This is a genomic window from Streptomyces ficellus, assembly GCF_030406405.1.
Taxonomy (GTDB): Bacteria; Actinomycetota; Actinomycetes; order Streptomycetales; family Streptomycetaceae; genus Streptomyces; species Streptomyces ficellus_B.
Genome location: NZ_JAUEPL010000011.1, coordinates 24,703 through 48,541, shown reverse-complemented (window position 1 = coordinate 48,541; position 23,839 = coordinate 24,703). Strand labels below are relative to the sequence as shown.

General features: G+C 71.1%; 24 protein-coding genes. 14 read left to right on the top strand and 10 right to left on the bottom strand.

The features are described 5' to 3' along the window. Position 1: 1 nt before the first annotated feature. The 8 genes from QWM81_RS10560 to QWM81_RS10525 all read left to right on the top strand — a co-directional run bounded on the left by QWM81_RS10560 (position 2) and on the right by QWM81_RS10525 (position 7,555). Positions 2 to 547, top strand: coding sequence for a F0F1 ATP synthase subunit B (locus QWM81_RS10560; RefSeq protein ID WP_290111531.1), 546 nt, complete (start codon positions 2 to 4; stop codon positions 545 to 547). Next, the gene (locus QWM81_RS10555) at positions 544 to 1,359 is read left to right on the top strand and encodes a F0F1 ATP synthase subunit delta (protein WP_290111530.1); all 816 of its coding nucleotides are present in this window, start codon (positions 544 to 546) and stop codon (positions 1,357 to 1,359) included. The genes QWM81_RS10560 and QWM81_RS10555 overlap by 4 nt, the downstream gene beginning before the upstream one ends. Positions 1,360 to 1,515: 156 nt before the next feature. Continuing rightward, positions 1,516 to 3,114, top strand: a complete 1,599-nt coding sequence (gene atpA / locus QWM81_RS10550; protein ID WP_290111529.1) for a F0F1 ATP synthase subunit alpha — start codon at positions 1,516 to 1,518, stop codon at positions 3,112 to 3,114. A gap of 20 nt (positions 3,115 to 3,134) precedes the next feature. After that, positions 3,135 to 4,052, top strand: coding sequence for a F0F1 ATP synthase subunit gamma (locus QWM81_RS10545; RefSeq protein ID WP_290111528.1), 918 nt, complete (start codon positions 3,135 to 3,137; stop codon positions 4,050 to 4,052). Beyond that, positions 4,052 to 5,494: a F0F1 ATP synthase subunit beta gene (gene atpD, locus QWM81_RS10540; protein ID WP_290111527.1), complete on the top strand. Its 1,443-nt coding sequence runs from the start codon at positions 4,052 to 4,054 to the stop codon at positions 5,492 to 5,494. Before QWM81_RS10545 ends, atpD begins: the two co-directional genes overlap by 1 nt. Before the next feature lie 155 nt (positions 5,495 to 5,649). Continuing rightward, positions 5,650 to 6,024: a F0F1 ATP synthase subunit epsilon gene (locus QWM81_RS10535; RefSeq protein ID WP_290111526.1), complete on the top strand. Its 375-nt coding sequence runs from the start codon at positions 5,650 to 5,652 to the stop codon at positions 6,022 to 6,024. 200 nt (positions 6,025 to 6,224) lie between these two features. Further along, complete coding sequence (locus QWM81_RS10530) at positions 6,225 to 6,671, top strand: DUF2550 domain-containing protein (RefSeq protein WP_290111525.1); 447 nt, start codon at positions 6,225 to 6,227, stop codon at positions 6,669 to 6,671. A 116-nt stretch (positions 6,672 to 6,787) separates the two neighbouring features. Then, positions 6,788 to 7,555 carry a 4'-phosphopantetheinyl transferase family protein gene (locus QWM81_RS10525; RefSeq protein WP_290111524.1) on the top strand — a complete coding sequence of 256 codons (768 nt, stop codon included), beginning with the start codon at positions 6,788 to 6,790 and terminating at the stop codon, positions 7,553 to 7,555. On the opposite strand, the gene QWM81_RS10520 is transcribed toward QWM81_RS10525, so the two are convergent. The 3 genes from QWM81_RS10520 to QWM81_RS10510 all read right to left on the bottom strand — a co-directional run bounded on the left by QWM81_RS10520 (position 7,536) and on the right by QWM81_RS10510 (position 11,403). After that, positions 7,536 to 9,398, bottom strand: coding sequence for a glycosyl hydrolase family 18 protein (locus QWM81_RS10520; RefSeq protein ID WP_493660867.1), 1,863 nt, complete (start codon positions 9,396 to 9,398; stop codon positions 7,536 to 7,538). The two genes, QWM81_RS10525 and QWM81_RS10520, sit on opposite strands and share 20 nt — an antisense overlap. 116 nt (positions 9,399 to 9,514) lie before the next feature. Next, a complete protein-coding gene (locus QWM81_RS10515) occupies positions 9,515 to 10,171 on the bottom strand; it encodes a response regulator (RefSeq protein WP_290111523.1) in 657 nt (218 codons plus the stop codon). Then, positions 10,168 to 11,403, bottom strand: coding sequence for a sensor histidine kinase (locus QWM81_RS10510; RefSeq protein ID WP_290111522.1), 1,236 nt, complete (start codon positions 11,401 to 11,403; stop codon positions 10,168 to 10,170). The genes QWM81_RS10515 and QWM81_RS10510 overlap by 4 nt, the downstream gene beginning before the upstream one ends. A gap of 152 nt (positions 11,404 to 11,555) precedes the next feature. Between QWM81_RS10510 and QWM81_RS10505 the strand changes: the two genes are divergently transcribed. Then, a complete protein-coding gene (locus tag QWM81_RS10505; RefSeq protein WP_290111521.1) occupies positions 11,556 to 12,155 on the top strand; it encodes a hypothetical protein in 600 nt (199 codons plus the stop codon). 34 nt (positions 12,156 to 12,189) lie between these two features. Here QWM81_RS10505 and QWM81_RS10500 read toward each other — a convergent pair whose 3' ends face one another. After that, positions 12,190 to 12,762, bottom strand: a complete 573-nt coding sequence (locus QWM81_RS10500) for a cob(I)yrinic acid a,c-diamide adenosyltransferase (RefSeq protein WP_290111520.1) — start codon at positions 12,760 to 12,762, stop codon at positions 12,190 to 12,192. Positions 12,763 to 13,026: 264 nt separating this feature from the next. Here QWM81_RS10500 and QWM81_RS10495 point away from each other — a divergent pair, with 264 nt between their 5' ends. From QWM81_RS10495 to QWM81_RS10485, 3 genes are all read left to right on the top strand, one after another. Further along, positions 13,027 to 13,875 (top strand): 3-hydroxyacyl-CoA dehydrogenase family protein, encoded by an 849-nt coding sequence (locus tag QWM81_RS10495; protein ID WP_290111519.1) that lies wholly within the window; start codon positions 13,027 to 13,029, stop codon positions 13,873 to 13,875. A gap of 159 nt (positions 13,876 to 14,034) precedes the next feature. Then, positions 14,035 to 14,358 carry an STAS domain-containing protein gene (locus tag QWM81_RS10490; RefSeq protein ID WP_290111518.1) on the top strand — a complete coding sequence of 108 codons (324 nt, stop codon included), beginning with the start codon at positions 14,035 to 14,037 and terminating at the stop codon, positions 14,356 to 14,358. A 227-nt stretch (positions 14,359 to 14,585) separates the two neighbouring features. Beyond that, a complete protein-coding gene (locus QWM81_RS10485) occupies positions 14,586 to 17,342 on the top strand; it encodes an ATP-binding protein (RefSeq protein ID WP_290111517.1) in 2,757 nt (918 codons plus the stop codon). A gap of 57 nt (positions 17,343 to 17,399) precedes the next feature. Here the strand turns inward: QWM81_RS10485 and nucS are convergent, their stop codons facing one another. Continuing rightward, complete coding sequence (gene nucS / locus QWM81_RS10480) at positions 17,400 to 18,062, bottom strand: endonuclease NucS (protein WP_290111516.1); 663 nt, start codon at positions 18,060 to 18,062, stop codon at positions 17,400 to 17,402. 219 nt (positions 18,063 to 18,281) lie between these two features. On the opposite strand from nucS, the gene QWM81_RS10475 reads away from it, so the two are divergent. After that, entirely contained in the window at positions 18,282 to 18,674 is a 393-nt protein-coding gene (locus tag QWM81_RS10475) for an SCO5389 family protein (RefSeq protein WP_290111515.1), read from the top strand. Positions 18,675 to 18,740: 66 nt separating this feature from the next. Here the strand turns inward: QWM81_RS10475 and QWM81_RS10470 are convergent, their stop codons facing one another. Continuing rightward, positions 18,741 to 19,775 (bottom strand): LLM class flavin-dependent oxidoreductase, encoded by a 1,035-nt coding sequence (locus QWM81_RS10470; RefSeq protein WP_290111514.1) that lies wholly within the window; start codon positions 19,773 to 19,775, stop codon positions 18,741 to 18,743. A 195-nt stretch (positions 19,776 to 19,970) separates the two neighbouring features. Here QWM81_RS10470 and QWM81_RS10465 point away from each other — a divergent pair, with 195 nt between their 5' ends. Continuing rightward, positions 19,971 to 20,300, top strand: coding sequence for an Rv1322 family protein (locus QWM81_RS10465; protein WP_290111513.1), 330 nt, complete (start codon positions 19,971 to 19,973; stop codon positions 20,298 to 20,300). A 13-nt stretch (positions 20,301 to 20,313) separates the two neighbouring features. On the opposite strand, the gene QWM81_RS10460 is transcribed toward QWM81_RS10465, so the two are convergent. The 4 genes from QWM81_RS10460 to QWM81_RS10445 all read right to left on the bottom strand — a co-directional run bounded on the left by QWM81_RS10460 (position 20,314) and on the right by QWM81_RS10445 (position 23,838). Then, on the bottom strand, positions 20,314 to 20,895 hold the full coding sequence (locus QWM81_RS10460) for a hypothetical protein (protein WP_290111512.1): 582 nt from the start codon (positions 20,893 to 20,895) through the stop codon (positions 20,314 to 20,316). A 68-nt stretch (positions 20,896 to 20,963) separates the two neighbouring features. After that, complete coding sequence (locus tag QWM81_RS10455; protein ID WP_290111511.1) at positions 20,964 to 21,800, bottom strand: ABC transporter permease; 837 nt, start codon at positions 21,798 to 21,800, stop codon at positions 20,964 to 20,966. Further along, on the bottom strand, positions 21,797 to 22,930 hold the full coding sequence (locus QWM81_RS10450; RefSeq protein ID WP_290111603.1) for an ABC transporter ATP-binding protein: 1,134 nt from the start codon (positions 22,928 to 22,930) through the stop codon (positions 21,797 to 21,799). Before QWM81_RS10450 ends, QWM81_RS10455 begins: the two co-directional genes overlap by 4 nt. Before the next feature lie 128 nt (positions 22,931 to 23,058). Further along, complete coding sequence (locus QWM81_RS10445) at positions 23,059 to 23,838, bottom strand: ABC transporter permease (protein ID WP_290111510.1); 780 nt, start codon at positions 23,836 to 23,838, stop codon at positions 23,059 to 23,061. Position 23,839 lies beyond the last annotated feature (1 nt).

Here is a 23,839-nt window from a genome sequence, read left to right as displayed (position 1 = left end):
TGTGAACGCTCTGTTCCTTGCGGCGACGGAGGAGCCTCAGCCTCCTATCGTCCCGCATCTCGACGAGCTCGTCATCGGCCTGATCGCCTTCGCCATCGTCTTCGGCTTCCTCGCCAAGAAGCTCCTCCCGAACATCAACAAGGTTCTGGAGCAGCGCCGCGAGGCGATCGAGGGTGGCATCGAGAAGGCCGAGTCGGCCCAGATCGAAGCCCAGAGTGTGCTCGAGCAGTACAAGGCTCAGCTCGCCGAGGCCCGCCACGAGGCCGCGCGGCTGCGCCAGGAGGCGCAGGAGCAGGGCGCCGCGATCATCCAGGAGATGAAGGCGGAGGGCCAGCGCCAGCGCGAGGAGATCATCGCGGCCGGCCACGCCCAGATCGAGGCCGACCGCAAGGCCGCGGCGACCGCGCTGCGCCAGGACGTGGGCAAGCTCGCCACCGACCTGGCCGGCAAGCTGGTCGGCGAGTCCCTTGAGGACGTCGCCCGCCAGAGCCGCACCATCGACCGCTTCCTCGACGAGCTCGAGGAGAAGGCCGAGGCCACCCGATGAATGGAGCGAGCCGCGAGGCACTGGCTGCCGCACGTGAGCGTCTCGACGCGCTGACCGACAACACCTCGGTCGACGCGGCGAAGCTCGCCGGTGAGCTGGCCGCCGTTACCGCGCTGCTCGACCGCGAGGTGTCGCTGCGTCGGGTCCTGACCGACCCGGCGCAGGCCGGCGAGGCCAAGGCCGAGCTCGCCACGCGACTGCTCAGCGGTCAGGTGGGCGGCGAGACCGTCGACCTGGTCTCCGGCATGGTCCGGTCCCGCTGGTCGTACTCGCGCGACCTGGTCGACGCGGCCGAGGAGCTGGCGAACATCGCCGACCTCACCGCGGCGCAGCAGGCCGGTGCGCTCGACGACGTGGAGGACGAGCTGTTCCGGTTCGGCCGGATCGTCTCGTCCAGCACCGAGCTGCGGGCCGCGCTCACCGACCGGGCGGCCACCGCGCCCGCCAAGGCGGAGCTGCTGCGCAGCCTGCTCGGCGGCAAGGCCAATCCGGTCACCGAGCGGCTGGTCGTCCGTCTTGTTACGCAGCCGCGGGGACGTAGCCTGGAAGCGGGACTCGAGTCCCTGTCCAAGCTCGCCGCGGCGCGCCGGGACCGGATGGTCGCGGTCGTCACCTCGGCGGTGCCGCTGTCCGACCAGCAGAAGCAGCGCCTCGGCGCCGTTCTGGCCAAGCTGTACGGCCGGCAGATGCACCTGAACCTGGACGTGGACCCCTCGGTCCTCGGCGGTATCTCGGTGCGGGTCGGTGACGAGGTCATCAGCGGCACCATCGCCAACCGTCTCGAAGAGGCGGCCCGGCGGCTGGCCGGCTGACCAGGCCACCAACTCAACAAGCGTTACCTACGGCCCGGTTGGGCCGTGCACAGGATGCAGAAGTTCTGGGGGCCCGCGGCGACAGCCGCTCAGGGCAGCACAGCCCCAGACCCCCCAAAGAAACTTCGGGCCCAACAAGGAGAGCAGGGAACCCAGATGGCGGAGCTCACGATCCGGCCGGAGGAGATCCGGGACGCGCTGGAGAACTTTGTCCAGTCGTACAAGCCGGACGCGGCCTCGCGCGAGGAGGTCGGTACGGTCAGCCTTGCCGGCGACGGCATCGCGAAGGTCGAGGGGCTGCCCTCGACCATGGCGAACGAGCTGCTGAAGTTCGAGGACGGCACCCTCGGCCTCGCCCTCAACCTCGAGGAGCGCGAGATCGGTGCCATTGTCCTCGGTGAGTTCAGCGGCATCGAGGAGGGCCAGCCGGTCACCCGCACCGGCGAGGTGCTGTCCGTCGCCGTCGGCGAGGGCTACCTGGGCCGGGTCGTCGACCCGCTCGGCACCCCGATCGACGGTCTCGGCGAGATCGCGACCGAGGGCCGCCGTGCCCTCGAACTGCAGGCCCCCACGGTGATGCAGCGCAAGTCGGTGCACGAGCCGATGGAGACGGGTTACAAGGCCGTCGACGCCATGACCCCGATCGGCCGTGGCCAGCGTCAGCTGATCATCGGTGACCGTCAGACCGGCAAGACCGCCCTGGCCGTCGACACGATCATCAACCAGCGCGACAACTGGCGCTCGGGCGACCCGAAGAAGCAGGTCCGCTGCATCTACGTCGCCATCGGCCAGAAGGGCTCCACCATCGCGTCCGTGCGCGGCGCGCTGGAGGAGGCCGGTGCCCTGGAGTACACGACCATCGTCGCCGCCCCGGCGTCCGACCCGGCCGGCTTCAAGTACCTGGCGCCCTACACCGGCTCCGCCATCGGCCAGCACTGGATGTACCAGGGCAAGCACGTCCTGATCATCTTCGACGACCTGTCGAAGCAGGCCGACGCCTACCGTGCCGTGTCCCTGCTGCTGCGCCGCCCGCCGGGCCGTGAGGCCTACCCGGGTGACGTCTTCTACCTGCACTCGCGTCTGCTGGAGCGCTGCGCCAAGCTCTCCGACGAGATGGGCGCCGGTTCGATGACCGGTCTGCCGATCGTCGAGACGAAGGCCAACGACGTCTCGGCGTTCATCCCGACCAACGTCATCTCCATCACCGACGGCCAGTGCTTCCTGGAGTCCGACCTGTTCAACGCCGGTCAGCGCCCGGCCCTGAACGTCGGTATCTCGGTCTCCCGTGTCGGTGGCTCCGCCCAGCACAAGGCGATGCGCCAGGTCTCCGGCCGGCTTCGCGTGGACCTCGCCCAGTACCGCGAGCTGGAGGCGTTCGCCGCCTTCGGTTCCGACCTGGACGCCGCGTCGAAGGCCTCCCTGGAGCGCGGTAAGCGCATGGTCGAGCTGCTCAAGCAGCCCCAGTACCAGCCCATGGCGACCGAGAACCAGGTCGTCTCCGTGTGGGCCGGCACCACGGGCAAGATGGACGACGTCCCGGTCGCGGACATCCGTCGCTTCGAGCGCGAGCTGCTGGACTTCCTGCACCGGGAGCACAAGGGGCTGATGACCTCGATCCGCGAGGGCGCGAAGATGTCCGACGACACCCTCACGGCCGTCGCCGACGCCATCTCCGCGTTCAAGAAGCAGTTCGAGACGTCGGACGGCAAGCTGCTGGCAGAGGACGCCCCGGCCGCCGCCAACGTCTCGAAGTGACGACGGAAGGGACCTGACTCATGGGAGCGCAGCTCCGGGTCTACAAGCGTCGCATCAAATCCGTCACGGCGACCAAGAAGATCACCAAGGCGATGGAGATGATCGCCGCCTCGCGCATCGTCAAGGCGCAGCGCAAGGTGGCGGCCTCCACGCCGTACGCGACCGAGCTCACCCGCGCGGTCACCGCGGTGGCCACCGGGTCGAACACCAACCACCCGCTGACCACCGAGACGGACAACCCGACGCGGGCCGCGGTGCTGCTCATCACGAGCGACCGTGGTCTGGCCGGCGGTTACTCGTCCAACGCCATCAAGGCCGCGGACCAGCTCGCCGACCGGCTGCGCGGCGAGGGCAAGGAGGTCGACACGTACATCGTCGGCCGCAAGGGTGTGGCCTACTACGGCTTCCGCGAGCGCAAGGTCGCGGAGTCGTGGACCGGCTTCACCGACAGCCCGAGCTACGCGGACGCCAAGCGGGTCTCCGCACCGCTCATCGAGGCCGTCACCACGGAGACGGCCCAGGGCGGGGTGGACGAGCTGCACATCGTCTTCACCGAGTTCGTGTCGATGATGACGCAGACGCCCGTCGCCAACCGGATGCTTCCGCTCAGCCTCGATGAGGCCGCGGCGGAGTCCGGTACGAAGGGCGAGATCCTTCCGCTGTTCGACTTCGAGCCGTCGGCCGAGGACGTCCTCGACGCCCTGCTGCCGCGGTACGTCGAGAGCCGGGTCTACAACGCGCTGCTGCAGGCCGCCGCTTCCGAGCACGCTGCCCGCCGCCGCGCGATGAAGTCGGCGACCGACAATGCCGGAGACCTGATCAACAGCCTCTCCCGGCTTGCCAACGCGGCCCGCCAGGCCGAAATCACCCAGGAAATCAGCGAGATCGTCGGTGGAGCCAGTGCGCTGGCCGACGCGACCGCGGGGAGTGACAAGTAATGACGACCACTGTTGAGACGGCCGTTGCCACGGGCCGCGTCGCCCGGGTGATCGGCCCGGTCGTCGACGTGGAGTTCCCCGTCGACGCGATGCCGGAGATCTACAACGCGCTGCACGTCGAGGTGGCCGACCCGGCCCAGGACGGCAAGAAGAAGACGCTGACCCTCGAGGTCGCCCAGCACCTGGGTGACGGCCTGGTCCGCACGATCTCGATGCAGCCCACCGACGGCCTGGTCCGCCAGGCCCCGGTGACCGACACGGGCAACGGCATCAGCGTGCCGGTCGGTGACTTCACCAAGGGCAAGGTGTTCAACACCCTCGGTGAGGTACTGAACCTGCCCGAGGAGAACGCCAACGTCGGTGAGCGCTGGCCGATCCACCGCAAGGCCCCCGCCTTCGACCAGCTCGAGTCCAAGACCGAGATGTTCGAGACCGGCCTGAAGGTCGTCGACCTTCTCACCCCGTACGTCAAGGGTGGAAAGATCGGTCTGTTCGGTGGTGCCGGTGTCGGCAAGACCGTGCTGATCCAGGAAATGATCATGCGTGTCGCCAACCTCCACGAGGGCGTCTCCGTCTTCGCGGGCGTCGGCGAGCGCACCCGTGAGGGCAACGACCTCATCGCGGAGATGGAGGAGTCCGGCGTTCTGGACAAGACCGCCCTGGTCTTCGGCCAGATGGACGAGCCCCCGGGCACCCGTCTGCGCGTCGCCCTGGCCGGTCTGACCATGGCGGAGTACTTCCGCGATGTGCAGAAGCAGGACGTGCTCTTCTTCATCGACAACATCTTCCGGTTCACCCAGGCCGGCTCCGAGGTGTCCACCCTGCTCGGCCGTATGCCGTCCGCGGTGGGTTACCAGCCGAACCTGGCCGACGAGATGGGTCAGCTGCAGGAGCGCATCACCTCGACGCGTGGTCACTCGATCACCTCGATGCAGGCGATCTACGTCCCCGCGGACGACCTGACCGACCCGGCCCCGGCCACCACCTTCGCCCACCTCGACGCGACGACGGTGCTGTCCCGTCCGATCTCCGAGAAGGGCATCTACCCGGCCGTGGACCCGCTGGACTCCACGTCCCGGATCCTGGACCCGCGCTACATCACGCAGGAGCACTACGAGGCGGCCACCCGCGTCAAGGGAATCCTGCAGAAGTACAAGGACCTCCAGGACATCATCGCGATTCTCGGTATCGACGAGCTGGGCGAGGAGGACAAGCTCGTTGTCCACCGTGCCCGTCGCGTGGAGCGCTTCCTGTCCCAGAACACCCACGCCGCCAAGCAGTTCACCGGCGTGGACGGTTCGGACGTGCCGCTCGACGAGTCGATCGCCGCGTTCAACGCGATCTGCGACGGTGAGTACGACCACTTCCCCGAGCAGGCCTTCTTCATGTGCGGTGGTCTTGAGGACCTCAAGAAGAACGCCAAGGAGCTCGGCGTCTCCTGAGTCCCGTGACTCGTGAAGGGGGGCGGGTGCGTCCCGCCCCCCTTCGTACGCCCCCTGCTTCACCCGGGGGTCCGGCGTTTCGGCGTCCGGCGCCCTACTAGACTTATGACCCAACACCCGGCACGACCGCCGGGTGGTGACCCGAGGAGCCACCCTTGGCCGCTGAGCTGCACGTCGAGCTGGTCGCCGCGGACCGGAGTGTCTGGTCCGGCGAGGCCACCCTGGTCATCGCGCGCACCACGTCCGGCGACATCGGCGTCATGCCCGGCCACCAGCCGCTGCTGGGTGTGCTGGAGTCGGGCCCGGTGACCATCCGTACGAGTGAGGGCGGAACCGTCGTGGCCGCCGTGCACGGCGGTTTCATCTCGTTCGCCGACAACAAGCTGTCGCTGCTGGCGGAGATCGCCGAGCTGGCGGACGAGATCGACCCCCAGCGCGCGGAGCGTGCGCTGGAGCGCGCGAAGGCCGAGTCGGACGCCGCCGCCGAGCGGCGCGCCGAAGTCCGGTTGCGTGCGGTAGCGGTGCGCTAGATCCTGTCCGGTCGATCAGGACGCGCGTGCCACGGCACGCGAGCCCGGCACGATCGACCGTGCGGGGCCTGAGCGCCCGCGCCGACAGTTGTGCCCTCAGCCGCGGCACGGTCCGGAATCATCCGGACCGGGCCGCGGCTGAGGTCGATGCAGGTGCAGGTTGTATTTCGTTACGGGACGATGCGAGGAGGTCGGTGGAGATGTTCCTCGCTCTGCTTGTGAGCGCCGTGGTCGTCGCCCTGGTGGTGGTCGGGCTCTTCGTGTTCGGACTGCGCCGGCGGCTGATCCAGCGCTCGGGCGGCACCTTCGACTGCAGCCTGCGCTGGAACGTGCCGGAGAAGGGCGATGTCTCGGGCAAGGGCTGGGTGTACGGGGTCGCCCGCTACAGCGGCGACCGGATCGCCTGGTTCCGCGTCTTCTCGTACGCGCCGCGCCCGCGCCGCATCCTGGAGCGTTCGGGCATCGAGGTGCTGGCCCGCCGGATGCCCGAGGGCGAGGAGGAGCTGGCGCTGCTGTCCGACTCGGTGGTGCTGGGCTGTCTGCACCATGGGCGCCATGTGGAGCTGGCGATGAGCGAGGACGCGCTCACCGGCTTCCTCGCCTGGCTGGAGGCGGCGCCTCCTGGCCAGCGAGTCAATGTGGCCTGAGGAACAGGCGTCTCTCCCCACGGCGAAGCTCTGGGGAGGGGCGATGTGGCCTGAGAATGGGCCTTTCGCTGGACGGGATGTCCCCGGGCGAAGCCCTGGGGGAGGGGCGGTGTGGCGTGAGCCGGGGGATACCGCGGGTGCGGGCGGGGGAGTGCCATGTCTGGATCGCCGACGCCGTCCGCGTACCGTCGCTGCTGGAGTTGCTCGACGCGCGTGAGCGGGCACGCCATGACGCTTTCGTACGGGACCGGGATCGCGCGCTGTATCTGACGGCGCACGCGCTGGTGCGGCAGCTGGTGGCGGCGCAGCTGGGTACCGGCCCGCGCGAGGTGGTCTTCACCCAGGTCTGCCGGCACTGTGACCGGCCGGAGCCGCACGGCAAGCCGGGGCTCGCGGACTCATCCCTGGAGTTCTCGCTGTCGCACTCGGGGGACCGGGTGGCGGTCGCGCTGTCGCTGGCCGGGCCGGTCGGCGTGGACATCGAGGAGACCGCCCGGCAGCCCGACCTTCCGCAGACCGTGCTGGCGGCGGTGGAGCGGGCCGAGCTGGAGCGGCTGCCGGCCGGCCGGCGGGCGCTGGGCTTCACACGCTACTGGGCGCGCAAGGAAGCGGTGCTCAAGGCGACCGGGGACGGGCTGATGGTGGAGCCCGCGCTGCTGACGGTGAGCGCGCCCGGAGCGCCGGCCGCGCTGCTGGAGTGGCGGAAACGGGCGGAGCCGCACCGTGCGGTGCGGCTCCATGATGTGGACGTCGGGAACGGCTACCGGGCAGCGGTCGCGGTCCTGGGCGACGAGTGCCGTGTGGTGTGCCATACGGCACGGTACGACGGGGACGGCACCCTGCGCACCGCCCCCGCCGTCACGGTCACTTCAGACCGCTGCTGATCGCGCCGACCAGCTCACCGTTGGCGGTGTCACCGCTGAACTCCCAGAAGAACGCGCCGCCCAGGCCCTGGTTCTTCGCCCAGCCCATCTTGGACGTGACGGTGGCCGGGGTGTCGTAGCTCCACCAGTTGGTGCCGCAGTGCGCGTACGCCGTGCCGGCGACCGTGCCGTTGGCGGGGCAGGAGGTCTTGAGGACCTTGTAGTCCTCGATGCCCTGCTCGTACGTGCCCTGCGCCGGCCCCGTGGCCGTACCGCCCGGCTCCTTCTGGGTCACGCCGGTCCAGCCGCGGCCGTAGAAGCCGATGCCGAGCAGGAGCTTGGCGGACGGCACGCCCTTGGCCTTGAACTTGGCGATCGCCTCGGCGGAGTTGAAGCCCGCCTGGGGTATGCCCGGGTAGGAGGTGAGCGGGGAGTGCGGGGCCGTGGGGCCCTTGGCCGCCCAGGCGCCGAAGAAGTCGTACGTCATGACGTTGTACCAGTCGACGTACTTCGACGCGCCGCCGTAGTCGGCCGCGTCGATCTTGCCGCCGGCGGAGGCGTCGGCCGTGACGGCGGCGGTGACGAGGTTGTTCGTACCGAACGTGGCGCGCATGGCCTGCATCATGGTGGTGAACGCGGCCGGGCCGCTGGTGTCGCAGGACAGGCCGCAGGCGTTGGGGTACTCCCAGTCCAGGTCGATGCCGTCGAAGACGTCGGCCCAGCGCGGGTCCTCCACCAGGTCGTAGCAGGACTTGGCGAAGGCGGCCGGGTTCTTGACCGCCTCGGGGAAGCCGCCGGACCAGGTCCAGCCGCCGAACGACCACAGCACCTTGATGTGCGGGAACTGGGCCTTGAGCTTGCGCAGCTGGTTGAAGTTGCCGCGCAGCGGCTGGTCCCAGGTGTCGGCCTTGCCGTCGACGGACTGGTCGGCGGTGTAGGCCTTGTCGTAGTCGGCGAAGGCGTCACCGATGGTGCACTTGCCGTTCTGGACGTTGCCGAAGGCGTAGTTGATGTGTGTGATCTTCTGCGCGGAGCCGGACGTCACCAGGTTCTTGACGTGGTAGTTGCGGCCGTAGACGCCCCAGTTGGTGAAGTAGCCCAGGTTGATCTTGGAGCCGGGGGCGGGGCCGGGGCCCGGGTCCGTGCCACCGCCGGTGGTGCGCACGGCGCGGGCGCCGCTGACCGGGCCGGTCTGGTCGGCGGTGTCCCGGGCCTGGACGGTGTAGGAGTAGTCGGTGCCCGGGGTCAGGCCGGTGTTGGTGTACGTCAGGCCGGTCACCGTGGCGACCCTGGCGCCGTCGCGCAGCACGTCGTAGTTCTTGACGCCCTTGTCGTCGGTGGCCGCGGTCCAGGTCAGCTTCACCGAGGTGTCGGTGATGGCGGACGCGGCCGGGGTGCCGGGCGCGGAGGGCGGGGTGTCACCGGGGACGCTGGGCCCGCCGTCGCAGGAGCCGCCGTTGACCTTGCAGCCGGAGGGGGAGCCGGTGCCGGTGCCGTTGAACCCGAAGGAGACGGAGGCGCCGGGGACGAGGGTGCCGTTCCAGCCGACGTTCTTGGCGGTCCAGTGGGTGCCGCTGCCCGTGACGGTGGCGTCCCAGGCGGAGGTGACCGACGTACCGGAGGGGAAGTCCCATTCGACGGTCCATGAGCTGAGGGAGGTGGTGCCGGTGTTCTTCACCGTCCACTTGCCCTCGAACCCCGAGCCCCAGTCGGAGACCTTGGTGTACGTGGCGGTCGCCGAGGTGGCGGCTTGGGCGGGGGAGGCGAGGCCGACCATGGCGGCCAGCGGGAGCAGCAGGGCGGTGAGTCCGGCCGTGACCCTGGCCCGGAATCTCGTTCTGCGCGGTAGTGCTTGAGTGCTCAACGGTGCTCCTCAAGGTGCGGACGGACAAGGTGGGGGTCCGTGAAAGGTGCGCGCCGTGAGCGTAGGAAGGTCTGGACCAATCGTCAATAGGTCCAGACCATAGGAGTGGGAGTTGGTCAGACGTCCAACTCCTGCGCGAGCACCGCCGCTTGCACCCTGCTGCGCAGCTCCAGCTTCCCCAGCAGCCGGCTCACATGGGTCTTCACCGTCGCCTCGGCCATGTCCAGACGTACCGCGATCTCGGCGTTGGACAGCCCCTCGCCCAGGCAGGACAGCACCTCGCGCTCACGCCGCGTCAGAGCGTCGAGCACGGACCGATCGGGCGCGTTCTCCGCCCGTACCCGCCGTGTCGGGGTCGCGAACTCGGCGATCAGCCGGCGCGTCACCGCCGGGGCGATCAGGCCCTCCCCGCGCGCCACCGTCCGCACCGCCTCGATCAGGTCCTTCGCCTCCGTGTTCTTCAGCAGGAACCCGGCGGCCCCGGCGCGCAGCGCCCCGAAGACGTACTCGTCCAGATCGAACGTCGTCAGTACGAGGACGTCGGCGATGCCCTCGCCCACCACCTGGCGGGTCGCCGAGACGCCGTCCAGCCGCGGCATCTGAACGTCCATCAGGACGACGTCGGGCCGCAGCTCGCGCGCCAGGCGCACCGCCTCCTCGCCGTCCCGGGCCTCCCCGACGACCTCGATGCCCGGGGCGCTGCCCAGGATGAGGACCAGCCCGGCTCGCACCGCGCCCTGGTCCTCGGCGACGAGTACCCGTACCCGTGTCATGCCGACGGCTCCTTGTCGTCCTCCGCGACGGGCAGCACCGCCCGTACCCGCCACATCCTGTGCCCGTCCGCCCCGCCGCCGTCCGGCCCGCCGCCGTCCGTCCCGCCGCCGTCCGGCCCCGCCTCGAACTCGCCGCCCAGCAGGGCCACCCGCTCCCGCATCCCCACCAGACCGGCGCCCGACCCCGGCGCGCGCGGGCCCGGCCGGGCGCCGAAGGGGCTGGTCACCTGGACGGTCAGGGCGTGATCGGCCGACTCCAGGCGGACGGTCACCTCACCGGCGTCCGCGTGCTTGAGCGCGTTCGTCAGCGACTCCTGCACGATGCGGTACGCCGCGAGCTCCACGGGCGCGGGAAGCCGGGTGTCCGGCGCGCGGTCGTCGACCAGCCGGAACGTCAGGCCGCCGGCGGAGCCGTTCAGCCCGGCCTGGCGCACCAGGGGCTCCAGGCCGTCGAGCGTCGGGGCGGCGGCCGGCTCGTCATGGCCGCTGGTGTCGCGCAGCAGGCCGATCAGCCGGCGCATCTCGGCCAGGCCCTGCACGCTGTTCTCGCGGATGACGCCCAGCGCGTACCGGGACGTCTTCGGGTCGTCCAGCGACAGCGCGGCGGTGGAGTGGATGGCGATCGCGGAGAGGTGGCCCGCCACCAGGTCGTGCAGCTCGCGGGCCATGCGGGACCGCTCGGCGATCACCGCGTTGCGGCGGTCCATCTCGGCCAGCAGCGCGGTCTGCCCGGCCCGCAGCCGGGCCGCGTCGGCGGCCTCACGGTGGTTGCGGACGACCGCGCCGGTGATCGCCGGGAAGAACGTGATCAGCCCGGTCACCACGCCGATCAGCAGCGCCTCCGGCTCCCGGTACCAGGCCAGGAAGCCGAGCGTCACCGCGATCGTGATCAGCCCGGTGGTGACCGGAATCCGGCGGGCGGAGGCGGGAGGTCCGTACACCACGGCCGCGTACACGAGGTCGGCGAACATCACGACCGTGATCAGGTTGCCGCGGGTGAACTGGTCGGCGACGACCGCCACCGTCCCGGCGAGCAGCGCCGTACGCGGCATCGTCCGGCGCACCACCGCCAGCGCGGTCATCACCGCGAGCGGCGCCACGACCACCGGACCGGCGGGCAGTTCGGTGCCCGGCCCCTGCGTGTACAGCCCGAGCGACCACAGCAGCAGCCCGCAGGCCAGCCCGGCGGCGGCGATCAGCACGTCGTCGCGATGCGTACGGGGAAGTCTCACCGGTCCATCCAACACGGCCCGGCCCGCGCGGACCTCCTCGCGCGGTCGGAGCGCCGACTACATCGAAGGATGCAGTGGTGATTCGTCACCGGCGACGACGAAACGGCGCCCCGCGCCCGGGAGTCTGGAGGGGTGTCGGAGGGAGAGGTGTCGTGATCGTCGCGCTCATCGTGATCTGTGAAGTCGGCTTCTGGGTACTGCTGGCGGCCGGACTGGCCACCCGCTACCTGCTGAAGATGCCCCGCACGGGCGCGGCGCTGCTGCTGTGCGAACCGCTGCTGGAGGTCGTGCTCCTGGTCGCCACGGCCATGGACCTGAAGAACGGCGCCGACCCGAGCTGGAAGCACGGCCTCGCGGCGCTCTACATCGGCTACACCGTGGGCCACGGCCACCGCACCGTGCGGTGGCTCGACGGCCACGCCGCCCACCGCCTCGCCGGCGGCCCTCCGCCGCCCGCCCCGCCCCGCTACGGCATGGCCCGTGCCCGCCACGAGGGCCGCATCTGGCTCGGCACGCTCGTCGCGGCGGCCGTCGCCACGGCCCTGCTGTGGCTCGCGATGCTGTACGTGGGCGATACGAACCGCACCGGGTCACTCCAGAGCTGGATGTACGTGGCCTGGCGCGCGGCCGGCATCCACGGCCTGATCGCACTCAGCTACGCGATCTGGCCGAAGAAAGCTCCGGAACCCACCGAACCCATGGACCCCAGGGACCCCACCAAGGACCCCGATCCGGCCCGCGCGGGGCGCTGACGGCGGCTTTGACCGCCGATGCGTCCCGCAGTAATCAGCGCTCCCCGCCCGGGACCCAGAGCACGTCGCCGACCTCCTTGTTCGCGACCCTGGCCAGGATGAACAGCAGGTCGGACAGGCGGTTGAGGTAGGTCGCCGTCAGAGCGTTCATCGTCTCGCCGTGGACCTCCAGCGCCGCCCATGTGGAGCGCTCGGCCCGGCGGACGACCGTGCACGCCTGGTGCAGCAGCGCCGCGCCGGGGGTGCCGCCCGGGAGGATGAAGGAGCGCAGCTTCTCCAGGTCCTCCAGGAACCGGTCGCAGTCCGCCTCCAGCTTGTCGATGTAGGACTGCTCCACCCGCAGCGGCGGGTACTTCGGGTTCTCGACCACCGGAGTCGACAGGTCCGCGCCCACGTCGAACAGGTCGTTCTGGACGCGGACGAGGACCTTCACGACCGCCGCGTCGAGCCTGCCCAGCGCGATCGCGGTGCCGATGACCGCGTTGGCCTCGTTGGCGTCGGCGTACGCCGCGATCCGCAGGTCGGTCTTGGCGGTCCGGCTCATGTCGCCGAGCGCCGTCGTGCCCTTGTCGCCGGTCCGGGTGTAGATGCGCGTCAGATTGACCATGCGGCCAGCCTAATGAAGGGCGGCCCCGGCCGCCGCCGAGGTGTCCCGGGAGGCCCTCGCCTTCCCCGGAGAGAGGGGAGAACCCCCGGCGACAAGGCGCTCACCTATGCGGTATGTCACCCATGAGGCTCACCTGACAGCCCGTATCGGTGTGATGTCCGTCATCTGAGACGTGACGCGCATCTCTTCGGCGCCACACGGTCGCCCCGGCCCGCTAACCTCCGCCGAAGAGCCGAAAAGTAAACGGGTGTTAAGGGGTGGATCGTGGCCAGGAAGCTCGCCGTCATCGGGGCCGGACTCATGGGCTCCGGAATCGCGCAGGTCTCGGCCCAGGCGGGCTGGGAGGTCGTGCTGCGTGACGTCACCGACGCGGCGCTGACCCGCGGCACGGACGGCATCAAGGCGTCGTACGACAAGTTCGTCGCCAAGGGCAAGCTCGAAGCCGCCGACGCCGAGGCCGCCTTGGCCCGTATCACCACGACCACCGACCTCGACGCGGCCGCCGACGCTGACATCGTCGTGGAGGCCGTCTTCGAGAAGCTGGACGTCAAGCACGAGATCTTCCGTACGCTCGACAAGCTCGTACGCGACGACGCCGTCCTCGCCTCCAACACCTCCGCCATCCCGATCACCAAGATCGCGGCCGTGACCGAGCGCCCGGAGCGCGTCGTCGGCACCCACTTCTTCTCGCCCGTACCGATGATGCAGCTGTGCGAGCTGGTCCGGGGCTACAAGACGAGCGACGAAACCCTCGCCACCGCCCGGGAGTTCGCCGAGTCCGTCGGCAAGACCTGCATCGTCGTCAACCGCGACGTCGCCGGCTTCGTCACCACCCGCCTCATCTCCGCCCTCGTGGTCGAAGCGGCGAAGCTGTACGAATCGGGCGTCGCCTCGGCCGAGGACATCGACATCGCCTGCAAGCTCGGCTTCGGCCACGCGATGGGCCCGCTGGCGACCGCGGACCTCACGGGCGTGGACATCCTGCTGCACGCCACCAGCAACATCTACACCGAGTCCCAGGACGAGAAATTCGCGCCGCCGGAGCTGATGCGCCGCATGGTGGACGCCGGTGACATCGGCCGTAAGAGCGGGCAGGGCTTCTACACCTACTAAGCCGTGCCGGAGCGTCAGCGAGCCGTTTCGACCACCACGCCATCACCCCTCAGGGTGAATTCGGTATCGGTTCGCTTACAAGGCGCAACTGCCCTGCCAGTACGGCAGTCAGTTGTTGCATAGAAAGAAGTGACGACAAAGCACTCTCGGGGAGCACATATGCACATCAGGGGCGACCACGCCGAGCTGGTCGTCGGGGGCCGCCTCGACGTCCGCAGCGCGGCGGACGCCCGCACGGTTCTGCACTCGGCCGTCGATGACGGAGCCGGCGACCTGGTACTCGACCTGACCGGTCTCGACTCCTGGGACGCCACCGGCCTCGGAGTCATCATGGGCGCCCACCGGCGGGCCGGCCGCTGCGGCCGCCGACTGGTGCTGCGGGGCGTGCCGCCCCAGATGCAGCGCCTGCTGGTGGCCACCCGGCTGCACCGCATCCTCGCCATCGAAGGCGGTCTCGCCGCCGAAACGTTGCCCCGGGTCTGACGGAGGGTACGGGCCGGGTAAATCGCCCCAGGCGCCCAATCCTCACAAGACCATGACGTCTTGGGCGCCGTGGCACCCCGACTCTTCATTGATACTGGGCGAAGGTCTAGGGTTCGGTCGCCCGCCGAATATCGGACCCACCGGCGGGCACCGGACCAGAAGCGGCAGCGGGCGTGCGGAAAGGCCGGGAGGGTTTTCGGCGCACCACGCTTTTGGGAGCTTGGACCATGGACCCGATGAACCGGACAGCGGACGATCACGGCCACGACAAGGACGGCGGCGACGGCGACGGCCGTGCGCGCACCTCGCGCGACGACCTGACGCCCGCCCACGGGCAGGGTGGCGCACCGCCGGGCCCGGCCCGCACCGCCCAGCTCGTGTCGGGCGACCTCCTGCTCACCATCAACCCGATAGACGGCAGCGAGATCGAACCCTGCCCGCCCGGCAGGCAGCCCGAACCACCCGGCCGCCACACCCCCGACGAGCGCGCCGAACTCGCCCGCGCCGCCACCCCGCCCGTACCGCCAGGCCCCGCCGCCCCGCGGCTGCCCCTGCTCGAACGCGGGGAGGAACGCGAGCGACTGGTACGGCTGCTCGGCCGCGGCCGCTCCGTACGGCTCACCGGACCCGCCGGCTCCGGCCGCACCGCACTGCTCGACGCGGTCGCCGGCGACTGCGCCGACCTGGCGCCCGATGGCGTCGTCCGGCTCTCCGGCCACCACCGCACCCCCACGGAGCTGCTGTACGAGCTGTTCGCCACCGTCCACCGCGCGCCCGCGCACCGCCCCGACCGCGCCGGGCTGCTGGACGCCGTCCACGACATCGGCGCCGTTGTCATCCTCGACGACCTGGAGTTCGGCGGCGCCGCACTCGACGAGCTCCTGGACGCCACCCCGGAGTGCGCGTTCCTGCTCGCCGCCACGCCCGACGTCGCCGCGCCCTCGGCCGACTCCCCCCTCGAAGAGGTCTTCCTCACCGGGCTCGGCCGCAACTCCACGCTGGAGCTGCTGGAGCGCGCCGTGGACCGGCCGCTCACCGACGAGGAGGCCAACTGGGCCGGCGACCTGTGGTTCGAGTCCGAGGGCCTGCCGCTGCGCTTCGTCCAGGCCGGCGCCCTGCTGCGCCAGCGCGACCACCTGCGCGGCGCGCCCTCGGGCGGGGACGGGGACGAGGAGGAGGGCAGCGTCTTCGGCGAAGGCCGCGACGTACCGCTGCCGACGCTCGGCGAGGGCGCGGCGCCCGCCCCGCTGCTCGCCTCCCGGCTCTCCGAGTCGGCCCGCGAGACCCTGCGCTTCGCCGTGGCGCTCGGCGGCGAGGTCCCGAACCAGGCGCACCTGCCCGCGATGGTGGGCGACACGCACGCGGACGCCGCGGTCGGCGAGCTGCTGCGCTGCGGCCTGCTCACCCCGGTCGGTACGCGCTACCGTCTGGCCGCCGGGGTGATGGCGCAGCTGGTGGCGGAGGGGTACGGAGAGGGCGCGGCCGACCGCGCGCACACGGCCGCCCAGCACTACGCCTGGTGGGTCGGACACCCATCCGTCACACCCCAGCGGGCGGTCGCCGAAGCCGACGCGGTGCTGGCGACGATGACGGCGCTGGTCTCGGGCACGTCCGGCACCCCGGGCACGTCGGGCTCCTCGGGGGTGTCCGAATCGGGCGAGGGGTACGCCGAGGCGGCGGTGGTGCTGGCCCGCAGCGCGGGGCCCGCGTTCGCGGCCGGGCTGCACTGGGGCGCCTGGGAGCGGGTGCTGCGCAGCGGGGCGGAGGCGGCCAGGAACGCGGGGGAGGTGGCCGAAGAGGCCTACTTCCACCACGAGTTGGGCGTCCTTGCCCTGTGCGCGGGCAACCTCGACAGGGCCCGCGCCGAACTGGAGGCGTCCATCGCCATGCGCGGCGCGCTCGCTGACAAGCGCGGCACCGTCGCCGGCCGCCGTGCCCTCGCGCTGGTCGCGGACCGCGAGCGCGGGCCGCTGCCGGCCGCGGGGGCGACGGCCGGCGAGGAGGCGGCCGGCAAGGAGGCGGCCCCGGCGCGGTACGGGGAGCCGGCGTCCCCGCCCGGGGGCGTACCGGCCGTCGTGGTTCCGCCGGCCCGGTCGGGCGTGCCCGGTGTGCCGGGTGTGCCGGGTGTGCCGGGTGTGCCGGGTGTGCCGGGCGCCGGCGCCCGGACGGAAACGTTCACCCCCCGCCAGGACGCCAGGCCCACCCCCGCGGTCAAGCCCCTGGCGCGGCGCACGGTCCTGACCGGTGCACGGCGCAACCTGGTCGCCGCGGGCGCGGGCGCGGTCCTCGCGGCCGTCCTCGGCACGGTGGTGACCCTGGGCGCGACCTCGGGCGGTGACGAGGGCAAGGACGGCAGGGACCGGGTCACGACCGACCGGTCGCCCGATGAGGGCTTCGGCGACGGTGGTCTGGGTACGCAGGCGCCGGACCAGGGCGCCACGCCCTCCCCCGATGATGGCGACAAGGACGGCAAGGGTGGCCCCGGCACCCCGGCCGCACCCGGTTCCTCCGCCCACCCGGGCACGACCGGCTCGGCGGGCACCCGCTCGACCCCGCCGGGCGGCTCGTCCTCGTCCGGCGGCGGCTCCCCGACCACCAGCGGCCCCACCTCGGGCAGCCCCACCAGCAGCGGGCCCACGTCGGGCGGCACGACGACGGGCGGCACGACCGGCGGGTCCACGTCGGACGGGTCCACGTCGGGCGACGCGACCAGCGGTTCCACCTCGGGCGAGACGACGACCGGCTCCACCTCGGGGGAGACGACCACCGGCTCCACGTCGGGCGAGACGTCGACCGGCGGATCGACGTCGGGTGAGACGACCACCGGCTCCACCTCGGGCGACGGCTCCGGCGGCTCCACCTCGGGTGATACGACGAGCGGCGGCACCACCAGCGACGGCACCACCACCACCGGTGGCGAGGCACCCAGCCAGAGCGCGTCCGCCACCGGCACCGGCCCCACTCCCAGCGGTACGGCCGCCTGACACACGCGTACGGCCCCGGGGTTTGCGCCCCCGGGGCCGTACACGCGTGTCCGAGAGTCAGAACAGCCGCAGCTTGTCGTCCTCGATGCCCCGCAGCGCGTTGTAGTCCAGCACCACGCACCCGATCCCGCGGTCCGTCGCGAGCACCCGTGCCTGTGGCTTGATCTCCTGGGCGGCGAAGATGCCCTTCACCGGCGCCAGATGGGGGTCGCGGTTCAGCAGCTCCAGGTACCGGGTGAGCTGTTCCACACCGTCGATCTCGCCGCGCCGCTTGATCTCCACGGCCACGGTCGCCCCGTCCGAGTCGCGGCACAGGATGTCCACCGGACCGATGGCGGTCGGGTACTCGCGGCGGATCAGGGTGTACCCGTCGCCCAGTGTCTCGATCCGGTCGGCGAGCAGCTCCTGGAGGTGCGCTTCCACGCCGTCCTTGATGAGACCGGGGTCGACACCGAGCTCATGGGACGAGTCGTGGAGGATTTCCTGCATCGTGATGATCAGTTTCTCGCCCGCTTTGTTCACGACCGTCCAGACGCTGTCATCACCCTCCTTGAGGGTGCACGGCGGGGACATCCAATTGAGCGGTTTGTACGCCCTGTCGTCTGCGTGGATGGACACGCTGCCGTCTGCCTTGACCAGGATCAGACGGGGGGCGGAGGGCAGGTGGGCGGTGAGCCGGCCCGCGTAGTCCACGGAGCAGCGGGCGATGACGAGACGCATGGTCGGCAACGCTACTCGACGCACGCGCTTCCGCGCGATTCGGTCCTAAACTCCCGTTCTCCCGTGGCCGGTTGTGCACCCAATCTCCTGGTGCGGTCCGGACAGCGCGCTTACCGTGGAAGCGGGAGGTTGTCGCTCGTACACGCAGCGTGTCACCGGGGGCGTCCTCCTTCCCTGCCCGTAAGACCCCGGTCGTCCGGGGTCGCGAGAGGAGAACCCATGTCGCTCGACGTCTCACCGGCGCTGTTGGAACAGGCCGAGCGAGGCGAGGTCGACGAAGCCGACTTCGTCGACTGCGTCCGGACCTCCCTGCCCTACGCATGGGAGATGATCAGCTCACTGGTGGCCCAGCTGAAGGTGGACGGTGGCGCTTTCGCCGACAACCAGACGCCCCCGCCGGACGAGCAGGCGCGCGGGCAGCTGCTGCGCGCGCTGGCCAGTGATGCGATCCGGGGTGCGCTCCAGCGGCACTTCGGCGTCCGTCTGGCGTTCCAGAACTGCCACCGCGTCGCGGTGTTCCCGCTGGACTCCTCGGTCGACGAGCGGCTGGCCCGCTTCACCTCCGTACGAGCCCAGCTGTTGAACCAGTCGCCGCAGATGCGCGACTGCTGATGCCCTGTGCTGCCGCTCCGCATCGCGGGAGATGCGACTGGTGCCGGGGCGGCAGCATGTTGGTCGTCATTCCAGCAGGGGAACGACATCCGTCCCCAGCCGCCGCACATTCTCCTCCGTGGCCGCGACATCGCCGGATCCCTCGACGAGCAGGGCGAAGCGCGTGATCCCGGTCCGCTCCGAGGTCGCCGCGAGCCGGTCGGCCGCCACCCGGGCCGTGCCGACCGGATGAAGCCGGCACAGCAGCTCGGTGTACGCGACCGGGTCACGCATCGCCCGCTGCCGGCCGTCGACCGTGACATGGGCGTCCAGGCCCTGCTTCAGCCAGCCCGGCATGGCCTTCACCAGGGTCTCCACCGCGTCCTCCGTACGGTCCGCGATCTGCGCCACGCCCGCCGACACATGGCGGGCCGCCGCCCGTTCGACCGCGTCCGGTGTGTGGCCGGCGGCGAGCGCCTCCCGGCGCCACAGCGCCACCATGCCGGCCTTCTCCTCGTCACCGCAGTGCATCCCGAGCAGCATCGGCAGCCCCCGCTCGGCCGCCGTCCGCACGCTCGACGGGGAGGTGCAGGCGACGATCGTCTCGGGCACCGGATCGCCGTCGATGAGCTCACCGGGCCTCGGTACGACGGCGACCTCGCGAAACCGGTAGCGCGGGCCGTCCGCCGAGACGCGCGGCTCACGCAGCCAGCGCAGCAGCAGGTCCAGCGCTTCGGGGAAGCCCTTCTCGTACGCCGCCAGGCCGGAGCCGAACACCTCCAGGTCCACCCACGGCCCGCCCCGCCCCACACCGAGGGTGAACCGCCCGCCGGAGGTGAGGTGCAGCAGCGCCGTCTGCTCGGCGAGCGCGACGGGATGGGCGGTCGGCAGCACGCTCACGGCCGTGCCCACCCGGATGCGACGCGTCCGGCCGAGCAACAGCGCGGCGAGCGTCACGGCCGAGGGGCACACGCCGTACGGTACGAAGTGGTGCTCGGCCAGCCAGACCGAGTCCAGCCCCGCCTCCTCGGCCACCTCCGCCGACCGCACCGCGCGGTGCAGCGTCTCCCCCTGGCCCTGGCCGGGAAACTGGGCCGCCAGTACAAAAGTTCCCACACGCATCGCCTTCTGCCTCTCTTTGACCGGCCGACGCGGCTCCCCTCACCGGCAACAACGTCTGACACGTGCCAAAGGCAACGGCCGAGCGGCAAGTTGTTGCGATTTTCCGGTAACCGTTCCCGACCGTGCGAGTACCCACAGTCGCTGCCCGTAGGCTGGACCGGAAAAATTCGCCGCCTGCCCCCAGTGAGGTGTTCCGTGTCACCGCGCCGCAACCGCCCCCGTGGCGGCGAGAAGCCGAACGAGTACGCAGGCGAGCCGGGCGACCGGTACGGAGGCTTCCAGCGCACCGAGCTCTGGCAGGGCGAGGAGTGGTCCGTCCGCCATGTGGCGGGCGCGAGCGCCGCGGGCAAGCGGTACCGCTGCCCCGGCTGCGACCAGGAGATCCCCTCGGCGGTGCCGCATGTGGTGGCCTGGTCCCAGTACGGGGGCGTGGACGACCGGCGCCACTGGCACAAGGCGTGCTGGAACGCCAAGGACCGCCGCACCTCGCGGGTGCAGCGGCCCCGTAGCGCGCCTCGTTACTGAGTTGACGAAGGCCTCAGTCGACCACCGACACGGTCGTGCCCTGGGTGCCGAAGCCCCACACCGCGTCGCCGTCCGCGGCGCTCATGCGGATGCCGCCGGTCCGCAGCCCGGGCACCGGCGCGGGCGAGGAGCCGTCGACGGCGTTGGAGAACGCCACGGACACACCCGAGGTGACGGCGAAGTAGACGACGTTCTCGACGCCCACGCCGTCCGAGCCCGTACCGGCCGCGCGCCGGAAGGACACCAGGTGCGTCCCCTTGGCCGGAGCCACGGAGCCCGGCCAGACGGTGAAGGAGCGGCGCACGCCGTTGTCCTCCCCGACCAGCCACACCCGCCGCTGTCCGAGCGAGTAGACGATGCGCCTGCCCTCTCCGGAACGCGCGGGTACCGCGGCCGCCTCGGGCGCCGCCGCCGAACGGCCGGCCGCGGGCGACGGCGACGACGGTGACACGGAGGGGCGTGGCCCGGCGGCAGCGCCCCTGCCACCGTCCGGGGCGGCGTGACCGGCCTGGACGGCCAGAGTGGCCACGGTCGCCAGAGCCCCCGCCGTCAGACCGGTGACCCAGGCCCATGTGGGCAGCCGACGGGCGTGCATCGGTAGGGATGTCCTCGACTCTCGTACGGGTGTGGGGTGGAGCAGATCATCGTACTCCCGGTGATGTGCTACACATCCCGCCTGTCCAGCGCGTAGAACGCGCCGGCCAGCGCGACGGCGGTCACGCCCGTCAGGATTCCCAGGGAGGTCCAGCCCTCCGGACCGGTGTCGGTGATCCCGGCGTCGCTGTAGAAGGCGACGAGCAGGCTCGGGATCGAGTAGTCGAGCAGCACCTGCCGTACGTCGACCAGCGACTCCGAGAACATGAACATGGCCGCCACCAGCGGCAGCAGCATGAGCCCGATCATCACCGTGATCGCGCCCGCGGAGTGCCGGATCAGCGCGCCCACGGCCAGGGCCAGCAGCCCGAGCACGGCGATGAACAGACCGACGCCGACCGTGGCGCGCAGCCACTCCTCACCCGTCGTGGTGCCGGAGCCGACCAAGCCGGCCTGGAGGACGGCGACGAGCGCGGCGGTGACCGTGGTGACGGTGAAGGTGAGCAGGAAGAAGACGATGGACTTGGCGAGGAGGACCCGGCCACGGCTGGGGCAGGCCGTCAGCGTCGTACGGATCATGCCGGTGCCGTGCTCGGAGGCGATGGTCAGTACGCCGAGGGTGACCACGCAGATCGAGCCGAGCAGCACGCCGTAGAACCCGAGTACCAGGACCGACTCGCCCTGCATGTCGGCGTCGGAGGCGGAGACCGCCACGGCGGCGAGCAGGCCGATGCCGACCATCAGCACGATCATGACGCCGAGCGTCCACATCGTGGACCGCACGGACCGGATTTTGGTCCACTCGGAGGCGAGCGCGTCGCCGAGGTGGGCGCGGCGGGCCGGAATGGGCGAGGTGTACTGCTGGTACTGGGGCTGTGGGCCCTGCTGGTAGGGGGCGGTGGTCATCGGGCGTCCTCGCTCTTGCTCAGGTCTGCGGGGGCGGGGGCGGGGGCGGGGGCCGCCGGGGGCCCGGCCGGCTGGGTGCCCGGGCCTGCCGCGTAGGGGTTGTGTCCGGGCGGCGGCGGGGCGTACCAGCCCTGCTGCGGCACCTCCGGGATGACCACCGGCGGCGGCGCGTACCCCATGGGCGGCTGCTGCATCAGCCCGGCCCGCTGGTCGTCGGTCGAGCGGTAGTCCACGGCGCCCTGCGTCAGCCGCATGTACGCCTCCTCCAGCGAAGCCTGGTGCGGGGACAGCTCCCACAGCCGTACGCCCGCGTCGTGCGCCAGGTCGCTGATGCGCGGCAGCGGGAGACCGGTCACGCGCAGCGCGCCGTCCGGCTCGGACATGACCTGCCCGCCGGCCTCGGCGAGCGCCACCATCAGTTTCTCCCGCTGCTGCGGCTCGGTCTGCGGCGCGCGCACCCGCGCGAAGTCGGCGGAGTTGGCCGAGATGAAGTCCTTGACGCTCATGTCGGCCAGCAGCTGACCGCGGCCGATCACGATCAGGTGCTCGGCGGTCAGGGCCATCTCGCTCATCAGGTGCGAGGAGACGAAGACCGTACGCCCCTCGGCGGCCAGGGCCTTCATCAGGTTGCGCACCCAGAGGATGCCCTCCGGGTCCAGGCCGTTGACGGGCTCGTCGAAGAGGAGCACCTGCGGATCGCCGAGCAGCGCGGCCGCGATACCGAGCCGCTGGCCCATGCCCAGCGAGAACCCGCTGGACCGCTTCCGCGCCACGTCCTGGAGCCCGACGACCCCGAGCACCTCGTCGACCCGCCGCGCCGGGATGCCGGCGAGCTGGGCCAGCGACAGCAGATGGTTCCGCGCGCTGCGTCCCCCGTGCACCGCCTTGGCGTCCAGCAGCGCCCCCACCTGCCGGGGCGCGTTCGGCAGCCGCCGGAAGGGGTGGCCGCCGATCGTCACATGCCCCGACGTGGGCCGGTCCAGCCCGAGGATCATGCGCATCGTGGTCGACTTGCCGGAACCGTTGGGCCCCAGGAAGCCGGTCACGGTACCCGGCCTCACCTGGAAGGACAGGTTGTACACGGCCGTCTTGGCGCCATAGCGCTTCGTCAGGCCGACTGCCTCGATCATTCTCTCCAGCCCCATCGACAGGTCATTCGCGTCGGGCCCCGGCGCGATCACCATGGCCCCCGTAAGAGGTAAGAGCGTATCGACCCCTTGACGGTTCCGGCCAAGCCGTAAAAAAGGACCCGCGTGCCTCAGGCGTCGCGCTTCTTCAGGACCGTGTAGCCGCCGAGCAGGGCTGCCGTGACCCAGAGGAGCATGATGCCCATGCCGCCCCAGGGGCCGTACGGTGGCGGGTCGCTGCCCATGGCGCCGGGGACGACCTGCATGATCGTGGAGCCCGCCTGGTCGGGGAAGAACTCCGCCACCTCCTTGGCCTTCGGCACGGCCGAGAGGATCTGGGAGATCAGGAAGAAGAACGGCACCAGGATGCCGAGCGACAGCACCGTCGAGCGCAGCATCGCCGCCACGCCCATCGAGAACACCGCCATCAGACCCATGTAGAGGCCGCCGCCGATCACCGCGCGCAGGACGTTGTCCTCGCCGATGCTCGTGCGGTGCTCGCCCAGCAGGGCCTGGCCGAGGAAGAAGGACAGGAAGCTGGTCGCCAGGCCGACGACGAGCGCCAGCACGCCCGCGACGAAGATCTTGCTGAAGAGGAACGTGCCCCGCCGGGGGACGGCCGCGAGTGACGTGCGGATCATGCCGGTGCTGTACTCGGTGCCCACCACCAGCACCCCGAACACCACCATCGCCAGCTGGCCCAGCAGCATGCCGGAGAAGCTGACCACGGTCGGGTCGAACGTCGCCTGCTCGATCGGCGGCATGTCCTCGAACGTCGCCCTCACCAGCGCGCTCAGCGCCGCGCCCAGTGCGACGGTGACCACCAGGGCGCTCGTGAGGGTCCAGACCGTTGAGGAGACCGTACGGATCTTGGTCCACTCCGACCGGAGGACCGCGGGCACCGATGCCATC